Genomic DNA, 15013 nt, shown 5'->3' on the forward strand with positions numbered 1-15013 from the left:
CATATATCTTTTGCATAAAATTCTTTCACCATCATTTTATAAGCATCTGTTAATTTGTTTTCTTTAGAGGTTAAATAATATTTTTCAAGAGCAACACGAAACAGTCTCTTTGTTTTTTCATCTACATTGACACCTGTCGTCGCAAATTTTGGGGGTCTACCTCTCTTTTTTGCTCCAGCAGCTCTTTCCTTTCCTCTAGCGCCTGAGTTTTGATAATCTGGCAGGAGGGCATTGATTGTTTTTCCTCTTTGCCAGTACTTACATAAATATTTTCTTATAGTAGGATAAGATACTCCATAAGCTTCCTTAGCTTTTTTTATATAAACGGTTCTTATATGTTTTTCATAAATATCAGGCTCGTCCAGAACCATTTCTTTTATGATTTGCCATGCTTGATCACGAGAATCAATATGTTTCTGCGTGTATTTCTCAATGGTATTAACGATAAAGGGGTCATCTTTTAATTTAATAAGATTCCCCATAACGATCTCTTCTCTCATTTCTGAAATCATCTGTTTAATAGGAAGGGCCTTCTCATTATTTAATTCAATGATAAAAGCTATTGTATTATCATCATCTATCCACAAGATACGGAACAACTTATTTTGTATAACATCCTGCAGAATTTCATTTATAAAAAAATTCAAGTAGCCCACCTCTTTTCTTCAAGGTTCAACGGTAATACCTCAATAGTTGATAGCTCAGCAGTTAATTCAAACTTTTTTGTCATTTCTAATTTGACTAACTTGTTCGCAATAACATGCCGATAAAGAGATAAAGCTGTTCCTTTTTCAAGATGATATTGTTCATCAAACTCTTTTAAATTATTTAAAATCGTGCCAGTTCTTGTGCTTAGTTTTTCTAACAAAATAGATACAAAGTTACTATCTGTAGTATCGGGGAGTTTATAAGAAGACCGCAGCCACTTTAAATTTTCAATTATTGTTTTAGGAAGATCTTTTTCTGTTACAATTGCCCAATCAACACCTTGATCTTCCCAATAAACCCGTTCAATTTCAAATTTTTCAATAACTCTAGTATCATTAAGCTCTTTTTCAGGTTTAATAGTTCTAGCAATATAATTAATTTTTGAATCATACCGTAGTGTAATAAGAAAGTCTGTAGTCATTACGATTGGGGTCTGTGTTGAAGAGTCTAGGGGATGCGTAATGTTCATATCTTCAGCTATTTTTGTGGTGATTTCCCTATTAATGGGAAACTGCTCTCGAATGTCAATTACACTATCCGACCAGTCAAGTAAACAAAAATAATTGTATTCAAGGTCAGATAAAAGGTGATGCTCACGCTTTGTTTTCCAGCCAATGTCGCGATGTGCACGACCATTGGACGGCACATCTTGGATCGTTAGCCAAGGCTTATAATTTCCTAATTCTCCTTGGCCACGACCTTCTTTATAATACCGGGCAATTTTCTTTTCGGTCCAACCAGTTTGGCGTTTAGACATTTTATCAACCTCCTTCTACATTAATAAAAGTGTAATAATATACCCAACTACTCCTGAAAGTACGGCTCCTAACAGAAATACTAAAAGATTATATCCCCAATTTCCCTTCATTAATTCATACAATCCTTGTGGGGTAAAACCGTATATTTCTCTTAAAGTAGTGTCGGTTTTCAGGTTATTTTCAATGATTCTTTCAACAATACTGTGGAGTATGTCTACTTTTCTTAACGTTGATTGATGAAGTTTTACAAACTCTTTATTTTCAAATGCCTCTGCCTCTGCAGCGCCACTGAGAAAATCTCTCTTGGTTATGTTATTTTTATCTATTAATTTTTCAAATCTTGGATGTTCCTTAATATAGTTTCCATATATATCAACCATTTTTCTAGCCAAGTCATACTTATTATTGTCATGAATAATAACTGGCGTCCCACCAAGAACACTATATCGGTGGTTAATAGCCTCAAATCCAAAATTTATATCTCTCATGTCAGTGAATCCATTTGTAGTTGATATGAGTTGAAACAAATTGATAAAATTCATCTAACATGGACTTTTCTAATTCATTATAGTGATCCTCTATGCTATTCAATTTACCCTGTTTCTCTGCCACCTTATGAATTGAAAAAGAAATTGTTTGTCCGGTATTGAAATACCTTACTGCAATAGAAGTAATTCGGGGCGTTCTTCCATCCTTAATATTATAAAAACTTTCGCAAGAGTAATGGATAATCAATAGATTAGAATTTCTTTCTACTAACTCGTTTAATTCCTTTAAAGCATCTTTTCTCTTTTTGATCCTGTATTTAGCATTGGCCACGCATTTATCACCTCCTTAAGCTTCATCACAACAAAAAACACACGTTCGATTACTTTAATTGTAATCGATAACGTGTGCTTTTTAAACAACTTTATTGTAAATTAAACGACTTTATTTGTAATTAAACAACTTTATGGTCACTCAACATCTCATACAAAAGAGTAGCACAGTTTTAAAGAATATACAGAAAAGCTATGAGGCAAAAAAGGTACTTCATTTTATAAAGAGGGGCTCAATTGCTCAAAATTATTATAAGCAATTGAGCCTTTACTCATTTACTACGGCCTTTAACTGAATAATGGGTCAGACACTTAGTGAGGTAAACTTAATTCATAATGATAAAATTGGAAATCCCAAATAATCAACTTTGCTGAATTTCTTGCATGTTCATTTTTAGAATTTACACTTGTTTAAAATAGAAAACTTCCGATTGAAAATCCCCGCCGCGTTTCGCATTGTTGCCATTGACACCATTAAACTCAGTTGGAAGCGGAAGACCTACTTGCATTAACTCATCACCATAGAACATTTGTTTAAGTCCGTTAACTTGATATACCTTTTCTTGGTCTAAGCCAACCAGCTTTAACGTTTGGTGCTTAGGAGAATTCGGTGTCGCCAACACCTTATACCAGCCAACGATTGCTTCAGATCGGTCATCACGAACCACCATCCAGGCAGCCTCGTTACCGGTAAATGGACTTACCAACCGGTAAAACTGGCCATCCCGGATCAGTTTTCGGTATTTCTTATAAAAAGCAACCTGTTCTTTTATCTCTTGCCGCTCTTCATCTGACAGTTTGAGCGGGTCTAACTCATAACCAAATGTGCCAAAGTATGCTGTATTGGCACGAGTGGCAAGGGGTGTCTTCCGTAATGTTTGATGGTTCGGAACCGCGGAAACATGCGAACCCATACTGTATAATGGATAGGCGAACGATGTCCCGTATTGAATTTTTAACCTTTCAACCGCATCGGTATCATCACTTGCCCACGCTTGCGGAGCATAGTACAGCATTCCCGGGTCAAAGCGTCCCCCGCCGCCTGCACACGATTCAAATAATACATCTGGGAATTCATTGGTCAATCGTTCATATAAGTGATAGACGCCTAAAATATAACGATGGAAAAATTCCCCTTGCTGGCATGCAGGTAGTTTGGCTGAAAAGGCTTCTGTTATATTCCGGTTCATATCCCATTTAATATAAGAGAGGCCTGTCTGCTTAATGATCGAAGACATTTTGCCATAAAGATATTCGACAATCTCCGGTCTTGAAAAATCCAGTACCAATTGATTGCGCCCTAATGTACTCGGCTGGTTTAACATCCCTACTGCCCAATCTGGATGCTCGCGAAATAAATCGCTATTTGGGCTAATCATTTCTGGTTCAAACCATAAACCAAATTTCATCCCGGTTGCCCTTACCTTTTCTGCTAAACTTTCTAAACCATTTGGCAGTTTACGTTGATCCACATGCCAATCACCAAGAGAAGATGTATCATCATTTCTTTTTCCAAACCATCCGTCATCAAGGACAAATAACTCAATTCCTAACTCACTTGCTGATTTAGCAATGTTTACGAGCTTTTCTTCATTAAAGTCAAAGTAAGTGGCTTCCCAATTGTTAATCAAAATGGGGCGTTCCACCTGCTTCCACCGCTCTGCAATTAAGTTTTCCCGGTACAATTGATGGAAAGCCTGACTCATTCCGTTCAGTCCTTGATCCGAATAAACCATCACAACTTCCGGTGTTTGAAACGATTCCTTCGGCGCTAAATTCCACTTAAATCCAAACGGATGAATCCCAATGGTAAGTCGTGCCATATCATAATGGTCCACTTCTACTTGCATGATAAAATTGCTGCTATACACGAAGTTGAAGCCATATACCTCGCCAGTATGCTCTGTCGCGGTTGGACGTTTTAACGCTAAAAAGGGATTATGATGATGGGAACTTGCTCCACGTATACTGGAAATGGATTGGATACCCATTTCCAGTACTCTTTCTTTTACATGCCGTTCTCTTGCCCAAGTGCCTGCCAGATGCGTAAAAATAAATTCCTTATCCGGTAGATCAAGGGATGCTGCCATCATTCTTTCAATGATCAAATTCTCTTCGCCATTATTTTTTACCTTTGCACTTCTTGTGATAACTGGCTTGTTTTTAAACAAAGTATAACTCAACTCTAGCTCGGCATTCAGAAAGTCATCCTTTAATACAACTCGAAGCGTTTTGGCTTCGTCTGGATCATTGGCATAAGTCGCCGGTAATCCCTCTAAAACCGGCTTACCTTCCAGCACACAACAGGAGTAGTATTGAAAAGCAGGAATATGGCTTTTATTCGGGTTTGATACACTTATGGCAGGTTCGCGAAAATCCGAACTTCCATATACCGGATATTCCTGTCGAACGGTTTCCAAACTAAATGCAGGATCATCCCGATATGGGTGACAGCTCGCTGCTGTTGGCACATCATATCGCTGAAAATGGGAGAAATCATCCCGGTGCTTTAGTGCCTTACCATAATAGAGATGGCCAAGTTGGCCATTTTTCATGACATGAAAAATATAACTGATTTGACCATTCGTTAAATGAAATTGTTTCTTTTCTTCATTAATATGGATCTGCATTCTCTTCACCTAACCTATCATTAACGTAAAAGGAAAGAGCCTGGGGCAATCAGACTCTTTCTTGGCTAATCAGAATTTATATCCATAAATTCTGAACGCACGACGGACAGGAAGTCCTAGTCAGGCGAGTGCCACAGGATGTGGCGTCAACGAGCGGGATAAATTCAACTACGCCTCTGTCTTCGTCCTTAGGGACTCGCCAGTCGGCGAGTTTTCATTTAAAAAACCTTTCTCTTATACTCTCTGAATCCGAAACGCAAATTCCATATTCTGATCCGCATGCAAAAGATGTTCATCGTGAACCGGCGCACCCCAACTGTCATCGCCGCCAACCCCCATCTGCCGGCCAGCAACGGTCACGACTGTATAATGAATCGGCGGAAGTTCAAAATGATGGGAAGCATGTTCCAGTTCAAACGCTGTATAAGGAGAAATCGTGCATTCCACCGGTTTCTCGCCTGAAGAAATTTTGATTCCTTGTCCTTTTTGGTTTGTTATCCTGACCGTACGGACGCCCGTATGGTTCCCCGATTCCTGCGGCATGACATAGCCTGCTACTTGATCGGCAACTGTATTTTTAAAGATTCCAAGCCGGGCACCGCAAGCACGATCCGAGTAGTTTTCCTCCGGCCCCAAAGCATACCATTCCAATTGGTCATAATCAGCCGAAAGCTTAAAGGATAGGGCAAAGATGGGCATCTGCGGCAAGTTTTCCGCTCCGTGATAGCCGGATCGAACTTGAATGCTACCATCAGGATAAACCGTATAGCTTACTTTGACCTCCATTTCCCGATGAATCGAAAAATGGTAAGTAAATAGGACCGTAAGATCGTTCTTGCCTTCATTTACCTCAACCCCAACGCATTTACGTGCAAGGCTGGCTGCGTACCATAAACCGGAGTGAAAGTTCTGGCCAAAACCGCGGTCATTATCGGTCGTTGCCCGCCAAAACAACGGTACCGGCGGCAGGGCAATCATTTCCCTTCCGGCATAGTTGACCGAAACCAAACTGCCCACTTGTTTTGAAAAAAGGATTGAAAAATCTCGGCCGTGAACACCAATATTGACATCTCCCTGTACCACTCGCAATTTTCCACTATAAGACGGCAGCTCCACCTTTTGGCCCTCCGCAAAGACAAATTGCCCAAAGGCAACCTCATGGCCGGCCTCTGCCCAACTAGACCTTTTCTTTACCTTAAAAGCAGTTTGAATGCAGTATTCACCTGGTTGGTTAAATACGCCTACTGGCCAAGTGAATTCTAGTCTATGCTCACTTTGTGGTTCAACCCTGATCTCAAGTTGATGGCGATAAAGCTCCTTGCCTTCAAGAAACAAAGCATACTCAAAGTTGCAGCCAGCCGTATTGCTGAAAAGATTTTCATTTACAATCGTTACGCCGTCTTTATCTGGTACAAGTTTGATAGTTTGGTATAAGAATTTTACTTCCTGCATTTTTGGTGAAAGCTTGCGGTCGGCGTAAACAATTCCATTTGTACAAAAGCCGTAATCTGTCGGACGGTCGCCAAAGTCCCCGCCGTAGGCCAAAAATTCTTTTCCGTAGCGGTCCTTTTTGATCATCGCTTGATCGATAAAATCCCAAATAAAGCCGCCTTGGTACATAGGGTATTTCTTTTCCAGATCCGTATATTTGTACATACCGCCAAGGGAATTCCCCATTGCATGCATATACTCGCAGCTGATATACGGCTTTTTCGGATCATCTGCTAAATAGTTTTCAATATCATGCGGTTTTGCATACATGCGGCTTTCCATATCACTTGTTTCTTTGTATTCAGGTGTGTGGAAAACGCCCTCATAGTGTACCAGTCTGCTTGGATCAACCGATTTGAAATAACGGGATACATTTAAGATTACTTCGCCGCCGTATGACTCATTGCCGCACGACCAAATTAAGATGGACGGATGATTTTTGTCCCGTTCAAACATTGAAATGGCTCTGTCCATAACAATATGCTGCCATTCATGTTTGTTTCCCGGAATAGTCCATGAAGGTTCAATAGCGCCCATTTTTTGCCATGATCCATGCGTTTCAAGGTTCATCTCGTCGATCACATAAATACCGTATTCATCACATAGCTCATACCAGTAGCTTTGATTTGGATAATGAGACGTGCGAACGGCGTTAATATTATGGCGTTTCATTGTCTGAATATCCCAAAGCATGTCTTCTTTGGTGATCGCACGGCCCTTTCGGCAGTTGAACTCATGCCGGTTTACTCCTTTAAAAACAATGCGCTTGCCGTTTAGGTGCATGATTTTATCCATCATCTCAAACCGTCGAAAACCGATCTTCTGGGGAACCACCTCTGCCAATTGATCATGCTCATCGTATACGTGGATATAAAGGCGATACAAATATGGCTTTTCAGCACTCCAGAGCTTTGGCTGATCCACATCCATCGAGAGCGTCCAATTGCCGCTGCTATCCCTTTCAGCCTGTTTTACTGCGATAAGATCACTAGTTGGATCCTCAAGCTCCACAACGATTTTGGATGCAGTGTTTGCCGCGAACAATAGCTGAAAATCTCCTTGAATGGTTCCCTTTGTAAAAGTGGAATCAAGCTCAGCTCGAATATGCAAATCATAAATATGTGCTTTCGGGACGGTGTAGAGGTATACATCTCGGAAAATTCCGGAGAAGCGCCAGAAGTCCTGATCCTCAAGCCAGCTGCCAGTACTTCGCTGGTATACCTCAACAGCCAGCTTATTTTCCCCCTTGGTAATAAATGGGGTCAATTCAAATTCAGCAGGGGTAAAGGAATCCTCGCTATAGCCGACAAATTCTCCATTCAACCATACATAAAATGCAGATTCGACTCCTTGAAAGGAGATATAGACCGGTTGATTTTCCATCTGCTCAGGCAATACAAAGTGTTTCACATAGCTTCCAACCGGATTATCATCCAGTGGAATTTCCGGCGGACGAATCTCATGGTGTCCATCCCAAGGATATTGGGTATTCACATACTGCGGCTGCCCATAACCTTGGAGCTGAATATGTCCAGGTACGGTGATGTTTCCCCAATAAGAGCAATCAAAATCACTTTGATAAAATTCCTCCGGACGATTGGCAGGGTTTACAGCATAATGGAATTTCCAATTTCCATTCAACTCATATCGCATTGCCATTGAACCAGCCTTCTTCGCCTCCGCCAACGTCTCATAATACGTATGATCTGAATGAGCCGGAAGCCGGTTAACCGCAAACACCTTTACATCCGATAACCAGCTAAGATCAGGATTTTTTGTCATGATCGTGCACAATCCTTTCTATATTCATTCACAACTATTTTACAGACCCCATCATTCCAGCAACAAAATGTTTCTGCATAATGAAAAAGATAAGGGCTGCTGGCAATGTTGCTACCACGCCTCTCTTTTTCATCACTGAAGGGCTCTATGAACACTTCTTATTGACCTCTCCCTCTCTTTTTCATCACTGAAGGGCTCTATGAACACTTCTTATTGACCTCTCCCTCTCTTTTTCATCACTGAAGGGCTCTATGAACACTTCTTTTTGACCTCTCCCTCTCTTTTTCATCACTGAAGGGCTCTATGAACGCTTCTTATTGACCTCTCCCTCTCTTTTTCATCACTGAAGGGCTCTATGAACACTTCTTTTTGACCTCTCCCTCTCTTTTTCATCACTGAAGGGCTCTATGAACACTTCTTATTGACCTCTCCCTCTCTTTTTCAACACTGAAGGGCTCTATGAACACTTCTTTTTGACCTCTCCCTCTCTTTTTCATCACTGAAGGGCTCTATGAACCTTTCTTATTGACCTCTCCGATTGCCGTCATAATAATTCCAAAATCAGTCTAATAACTAGATCCCAGATTTGAAATCAAAAGGGGAATCGTTTGATTTTCCGGGGATTGCAAAATAACGAGCGTCCATAGATAGTTAGCTACCGTTCCACGAAAATGCATTCGCATTTCCCTCTTGTTAAATTTTTCATGTCGTTTATTTCTATTTTACACAATTTTTTTGCAGTCTCATACCTTTTCCTAACTTCAACCCCAATTCCGATTTCAAATTTCGCTTATTTTTCTGTCCGCATTTTTCTGTTTGATATTTCTCCGTTTTATCGTATCCACCACGAGATAAAGGATTGGAATGAATTCGACAAAGTAGGCGAATGTTGCCCACGATATTTCAAAAAAGTCATTCAGTTCTGCTGTATTCTCGGACATTTGCAAAGACATTGTAATCATCACCATCGCCAACGAAAAGGTTAACGGACGGTAGTCTTTTAATTTAAACAACTGCGAAAAGATTATAACAGCCACATATAGTGCAATACTTACTTTCAAAAAAACGGTCGTTGACCAAATCGCAACCATTAATGGATCGAAGTTTTCAATAAAATCAGCGATATGAATATAGCGAATCATCTCAAGTGTCGGATAGGTCAAATGGCTTGCCAGATCAGGACCAAACAGAAAAAGGATGGAGACCACATTTACAACAAGCATCGTCGTCGAAATAGCCGAGGCCCACATAATTGATTTCAATGTTTTCTTATTTTCAGAAATCAATGGAAAGAAAAAGATCAGGAGAACGACTTCTCCAAACCATGGGGCAATCGAATAGACCCCTTTAAAGAAACCTGGAAGCTGGTGGTTTGTAACAAATGCCATCCACCGATCCCACTCAAACTCATTCCCGATAAAAAAGTTCTGCAGAAAAACGGCAACCAAAATGATAAAAAACAGGCCCTGCGCTGTTCGAAACAGAGTCTCGATTCCCAACCTGACCGTAATAGCAATCACAAACCCAAAAATGATTCCCACCGCAACACCAGGTGTTGTTGGCAGGTAGGTTTGCACCATAAAATCTTCGTATTCCCTTAAAATATACGCACCTAAATGCAAATAGAAAAAGAAGAGAACCATCATAAATGGGACATGTATCCAAATCGGTAAAATTTCTTTTCCATAATGAACCAAATATTCATACGGCCTTCGCTTTGCCAGTTTTAACGTAAAAAAGGCAAAAAGAACCCCACACAAAGCACCTATGTATAGAACGATCCACGCGTCATATCCGGTTTGCTTGACAAGCGGCCCGAAAGAAAACCCGACGGCAGTGGAAAAAAAGTAAAGGGTAAAAAACAACAAAAGTTGGTTTTGGGTAATCCTCTCTTGGTTCAACCTCTTCACCTACCCTAAAATTTTCTTCTGCAATGGCTGAAATAAGAATTGAATCAAGTCATTCGGGCTTGGAATATATCTAAACAGCAAAATCGAAAACAAACAGTAAAGCAACGACATTCCCATTATGGCAAAAACAATGACATATGTTCGTTTCTTGCGATTTTTTCTTTTTAACTCATTCCATTCGAAAAAAGCAATTATGAAAAAGGAGATCATTACTGTAACCATCACTTATTTTCCCTTTAGCCAAAAAGGATTTTTCTCACTTCCTGGTCTTTTAATATGTAGATGAACATGAATATTCAACCTTACTTTTTCCTTATAAATGGAGGCCCAATTCTTTTTGGCAACTTTCCATACTTTTGGTTGATACCATGATAAATAAGAACCCAGCTGAAACACATCTGCCTTTTTTCGTTGTGATACTCTAAAAGCTTCTGTTATTCTCCCCTTTATTTCCTTTTCCGCCTTTTTCTCCAGCAACCGAATCAGTCGAGGATCTGTTAAATTCATGTCGGAGTCAGATTCTAAAACATCATCTTCCGCATCAACTAAAATATCAAAGGAATACAGTTGGTTTTTGGATGGGCGGATTTTTGTGTTGGATTTTAATACCATTAAACTTATTGGTTTTTGATCAGTAGGTGAAGGCAAGGTGACTCCGGCATTTTCCATGCGATTTCTCAGCCAGAGAGCGCCGCGACCTTTCCTTTGATTCAGACGTCCTACCATTTTGAAACCTTTAAATAAGGCCATTCCCCCAGTTCCGACCCAAATCCCTTTTTTTCCTTTTTCACTAACCATTTTTTCCTTTCCGATCGTTAATAAACCTACGATCATATCGCCATTTTCTGTTTCAACGAAGTCCTTTACCGTGGTATTTAAAGTATTGTTCTTCTGTGTAAATTCACGAACCACCTCCGAAGGGAATCGTTCAAATACCGGGGTCAAATGGGCAATATTTTTTGCTTTCCCAGGAGCAACCAATATTGAAGTACGAATATTAAAGGTAGGATCACGGACGGTAAATTCAAGGATCGGCTCAATTCCCTGCTTGGCCATTTCTTTGCCAACTACGACTACCTTTGTATGCCCCCAACTAATTCTTCGGGGTAAATCGACCTGTATCCTACGATAAATCTCTGCCAAATTGTTCCCTGACTTTGTTACGGTTGTATATGGATTCCCAGATGGGCTCGATCCTCCTAAATTCATGGAGGTCAGGCGGTTTGGCAGTGGGAATGATAAGGTCAACTCCAATTTTCCGTCATCCGTTTTATCGACAAAAAAACCGGACACAAATAATCGGTCATTTATTTCCACCCGCGACCAACATCCTGATAAAAAAAAGGTATTTAGGATAACCAACCAGATTAAACTCTTTTTCAATCTTCATCATCCTCGCCGGCATTTCGATGACTTGTACTTTGATTTAACGTCCACCAAGGCGCCCGGATAAAAACATCTTTTAAATTTTGCACCCGTAGTGGCGCAGTTGGAGCCAGATAGGGCATCCCAAACGAACGCAAACTGACCATATGAATATAAATGAGCAGCATGCCGACCATCAGACCAAAGATCCCGAAAGATGCTGCCAGAAACATGACTGGAAAACGCAGGAAGCGAATCGTAAAAGCTAGATCATAATGCGGAATGATAAAATTGGCAATTCCGGTCAGGGAAACGATAATCACCATTGGGGCAGACACAATCCCTGCCTGAACAGCCGCCTGACCAATCACCAAAGCACCAAGAATGCTGATCGCCTGACCAATCGCTTTTGGCGTGCGAATTCCTGCCTCCCGCAATCCTTCAAACGCTATCTCCATCATAAATGCCTCGACAAAGGCCGGGAATGGTACATTATCCCGAGCCGCTGCTACGCTAATCAGCAAGCTCGTCGGGATCATTTCCGGATGAAAAGTCGTTACTGCAATATATACGGAGGGAAAAAGCAGCGATGTTAATAAAAAGGCCATACGAATCCAGCGGATCCAGCTTGCTGAAAAATAGCGCTGATAATAATCCTCCGCCGATTGCAGAAACATATAAAAATTAACTGGCATGATGATGGGGATTGGTGTTCCATCGACAAAAATAACAACTCTTCCTTGTAAAAGCGCTGCGGCGGCAACATCCGGCCGCTCTGTTTTTTCCGTTTGCGGAAAAGGAGAGAAGCGATGATCCTCAATACACTCTTCCAAATAACTGCTCCCTAAGATTCCATCCATCTGGATATGGCTTAATCGTTGTTTCACTTCATCAACTAGTTTCTGTTTACAAACTCCCTCGATATAACTTATGACTACTTTTGTTTGCGTGAATTTCCCAACCAGCAGCTGTTCCATTTTTAACGAAGGAGTTTTAATTCTCCTTCGTATTAATGTCAAGTTTGTTGAAATATCTTCAACAAACGAATCTCTCGGTCCCCTAATCACATTTTCATTCGCTGGTTCACTAACTGCCCGTTTTTCAAAACGTGTCAATGGAAACGAGAGCATTCTGCTTTCATCCTCGATAACGATCAGGACATTTCCGTCCAACACACTTTGAACAGCCTTGTTCATGTCGGTATGAACCGTGCTTGACATCGTACTCACTTGTTTCAAGTCAAGCAATTTATAGAAGAACTCCGCTTTTGACGAAGCAAATCCATCTGCCAAGATGGGTTTTAAAATCGTTTCATCAAATAAAGATTGATCGATCATTCCCTGAAGATATACAACCCCTAACCGAGCTCCATTTGCAGTGAGATGATGAAAATGCACATCAGAACATTGCTTCAACGAATTTCGCAGCCAACCCATTTGCTCTTGAAACTGAGCCCCTAAGCAAACGGGTTCAGTTGGACTCTTTCCCTCTGCTGGCTGTTGCCTTTTAAACCAGGAAAAAAGTGACATATGCATTCGCTCCAAAGGATTTTCCTTATTTTCCCCACTAGACATAATTCAATACAACTAAAAAAATCGGGCAAAAGCCGCCCGCCCCTTTTTAGTTTGGCGGATAAACGGAGGCTGTTGATTTCCGCTCCAGGCACTCGCTTTCCGAGGGGCGTTCGGTGAACCAGTAATGACCGGTTTGCCCTAAAAAATTGGTGAATTGGGCATTAGGGAAGCTAGTAATGACCGGTTTGCCCTAAAAAATTGGAGAATCGGGCATTAGGGAAGCTAGTAATGACCGGTTTGACCTGAAAAATTGGTGAATTGGGCATTAGGGAAGCCAGTAATGACCGGTTCACCCTAAAAAATTGGAGAATTGGGCATTAGGGAAGCTAGTAATGACCGGTGAACACTGAAATACAGGAGAAGCAGGCATTAGGGAAGCCAGTAATGACCGTTCACCCTAAAAAATTGGAGAATCGGGCATTAGGAAAGCTAGTAATGACCGGTTTACCCTAAAAAATTGGAGAATTGGGCATTAGAGAAGCTAGTAATGACCGGTTTGCCCTAAAAAATTGGTGAATTGGGCATTAGGGAAGCCAGTAATGACCTGTTTACCCTAAAAAATTGGTGAATTGGGCATTAGGGAAGCCAGTAATGACCTGTTTACCCTAAAAAATTGGAGAATTGGGCATTAGGGAAGCCAGTAATGACCTGTTTACCCTAAAAAATTGGAGAATTGGGCATTAGGAAAGCTAGTAATGACCGGTTTACCCTGAAAATATTCCTCATTTTTATTTGTATCTTTACGGCGATAAACGTCTCTATCAACCCGTTTTTCCCTTTTACTGGTCTGGATGATAAGTTAAGATATAAAGTAAAGTCTGGTATTATAAAGAAATCTTGCCGCTTGGCGAAGACAGAGGCATAGTTGCCCTTATGCGTTCAGAATTTATGGATATAAATTAGCTAAAAAAGCAGACGCCTCCTTTACTTTCTGGAGTTATCTGCTTTTTAGAGATGGTGATTAACCGGATGATCTTACTATTCTTCACTCTTCATAAGGCCGTGGATTTTTCCCGTTTTTATCATACAACGTGCCCTTATACATTAGGCCATTGCGAAACAAACCGTCAAATTCAACTTTGCCTGTTTTGCTATCGTACAGTTTGCCTTTCTCCCGCTGTCCATTTTGATCCAATGTACCTTCAAAAATTAATTTTCCATTCTGATATTGCTTGACTTCCTTTTGTTGGCAGCCTGTTAATAGAATCATCACGACCATTGCAATTGCGATCACTATTCTCATCACTCATCACAGCCTTTCTAAACGTTCAAACATCTGCTTTTATTCAGGTTGGTTTTTGGAGTCTTTATGGTACATTTCAGTCCATCTACTCGCTTCAGCTACTACTATTTTTCTATTTCAACTACCCAGTTTATAACAAATTCATTTTTTATTCCAGAATGAGCAACTTTAGATTTAAGATGATTTCTACTTTTTATCGGATCTATTTCGTTGCACGCTGGGGAGATCAGCAGAGGTATGTACTGAGGAAATATTGGACATTTTCAATCCAGTGTCCATAATGGTTTTGCTGCAAACCTATTAAGTCTATTAAGTGGGGTACAGCTGCTGGTAAATTCACGAAAACGGGTGCAGCCAGTCCATATATGAAGTTGATGAGAGCGCTGCGAAATCTTTCCGTATGTTCTGGTTCCGCCAGGATCTTCATATTCTAAAAAAGATCTCGCCGCCAATAATCGCTAAAATGATCAGAATATCAATGATGATAACGACTTTTACCCAAGTTTTCATACTAAAAACTCTCCTTAGTTTTCCGGCTTGCCACATGCGATTGTTACTATAAATTTATCATTCTCATTATAATCCATCAACCGTGACATGGGTATAGAAATTCGTTCTTGTAATGAAATACCATTTAAAAGCAAACTATCCGGATTTCTCATAAAATTTTAAAAGGCGTCGGGGAATTTACCCAACACCTTTTATCCTACGGCTTTTCACTTGAGTTTTGTTGC

General features: G+C 40.5%; 10 protein-coding genes and 2 pseudogenes. All 12 read right to left on the minus strand.

The window, feature by feature from the left end; translation table 11 throughout:
• A pseudogene (locus ACQYAD_RS13050) lies at positions 1 to 647 on the minus strand (DNA-binding protein); the annotation flags it as partial.
• Entirely contained in the window at positions 644 to 1465 is an 822-nt protein-coding gene (locus ACQYAD_RS13055; RefSeq protein ID WP_430238821.1) for a TnsA endonuclease N-terminal domain-containing protein, read from the minus strand. The gene ACQYAD_RS13055 and the pseudogene ACQYAD_RS13050, both read right to left, overlap by 4 nt.
• Before the next feature lie 15 nt (positions 1466 to 1480).
• The gene (locus ACQYAD_RS13060; RefSeq protein WP_430238823.1) at positions 1481 to 1954 is read right to left on the minus strand and encodes a hypothetical protein; all 474 of its coding nucleotides are present in this window, start codon (positions 1952 to 1954) and stop codon (positions 1481 to 1483) included.
• A 1-nt stretch (position 1955) separates the two neighbouring features.
• Positions 1956 to 2285, minus strand: a complete 330-nt coding sequence (locus ACQYAD_RS13065) for a hypothetical protein (RefSeq protein ID WP_430238825.1) — start codon at positions 2283 to 2285, stop codon at positions 1956 to 1958.
• A 400-nt stretch (positions 2286 to 2685) separates the two neighbouring features.
• Positions 2686 to 4914, minus strand: coding sequence for an alpha-galactosidase (locus ACQYAD_RS13070; RefSeq protein WP_430238826.1), 2229 nt, complete (start codon positions 4912 to 4914; stop codon positions 2686 to 2688).
• Positions 4915 to 5148: 234 nt separating this feature from the next.
• Positions 5149 to 8187 carry a glycoside hydrolase family 2 TIM barrel-domain containing protein gene (locus ACQYAD_RS13075; RefSeq protein ID WP_430238828.1) on the minus strand — a complete coding sequence of 1013 codons (3039 nt, stop codon included), beginning with the start codon at positions 8185 to 8187 and terminating at the stop codon, positions 5149 to 5151.
• 569 nt (positions 8188 to 8756) lie between these two features.
• Positions 8757 to 8843: pseudogene (locus ACQYAD_RS13080) on the minus strand (carbohydrate ABC transporter permease); the annotation flags it as partial.
• 123 nt (positions 8844 to 8966) lie between these two features.
• Entirely contained in the window at positions 8967 to 10088 is a 1122-nt protein-coding gene (locus ACQYAD_RS13085; protein WP_430238830.1) for a GerAB/ArcD/ProY family transporter, read from the minus strand.
• A gap of 9 nt (positions 10089 to 10097) precedes the next feature.
• On the minus strand, positions 10098 to 10319 hold the full coding sequence (locus ACQYAD_RS13090) for a hypothetical protein (protein ID WP_430238832.1): 222 nt from the start codon (positions 10317 to 10319) through the stop codon (positions 10098 to 10100).
• A 3-nt stretch (positions 10320 to 10322) separates the two neighbouring features.
• Positions 10323 to 11480: a Ger(x)C family spore germination protein gene (locus ACQYAD_RS13095; protein ID WP_430238834.1), complete on the minus strand. Its 1158-nt coding sequence runs from the start codon at positions 11478 to 11480 to the stop codon at positions 10323 to 10325.
• Entirely contained in the window at positions 11477 to 12991 is a 1515-nt protein-coding gene (locus ACQYAD_RS13100; RefSeq protein ID WP_430238835.1) for a spore germination protein, read from the minus strand. The genes ACQYAD_RS13095 and ACQYAD_RS13100 overlap by 4 nt, the downstream gene beginning before the upstream one ends.
• Before the next feature lie 1030 nt (positions 12992 to 14021).
• Positions 14022 to 14279 carry a hypothetical protein gene (locus ACQYAD_RS13105; protein ID WP_430238837.1) on the minus strand — a complete coding sequence of 86 codons (258 nt, stop codon included), beginning with the start codon at positions 14277 to 14279 and terminating at the stop codon, positions 14022 to 14024.
• Between the last annotated feature and the right edge of the window lie 734 nt (positions 14280 to 15013).

The sequence above is a fragment of the Neobacillus sp. SM06 genome (assembly GCF_050496765.1).
GTDB lineage: Bacteria > Bacillota > Bacilli > Bacillales > Cytobacillaceae > JAEVLT01.

Coding starts and splice junctions, on each gene's coding strand:
- ACQYAD_RS13055 (WP_430238821.1), bottom strand. CDS start 1,465: ATGTCTAAACGCCAAACTGGTTGGACCGAAAAGAAAATTGCCCGGTAT.
- ACQYAD_RS13060 (WP_430238823.1), bottom strand. CDS start 1,954: ATGAGAGATATAAATTTTGGATTTGAGGCTATTAACCACCGATATAGT.
- ACQYAD_RS13070 (WP_430238826.1), bottom strand. CDS start 4,914: ATGCAGATCCATATTAATGAAGAAAAGAAACAATTTCATTTAACGAAT.
- ACQYAD_RS13075 (WP_430238828.1), bottom strand. CDS start 8,187: ATGACAAAAAATCCTGATCTTAGCTGGTTATCGGATGTAAAGGTGTTT.
- ACQYAD_RS13090 (WP_430238832.1), bottom strand. CDS start 10,319: ATGGTTACAGTAATGATCTCCTTTTTCATAATTGCTTTTTTCGAATGG.
- ACQYAD_RS13100 (WP_430238835.1), bottom strand. CDS start 12,991: ATGTCACTTTTTTCCTGGTTTAAAAGGCAACAGCCAGCAGAGGGAAAG.
- ACQYAD_RS13105 (WP_430238837.1), bottom strand. CDS start 14,279: ATGAGAATAGTGATCGCAATTGCAATGGTCGTGATGATTCTATTAACA.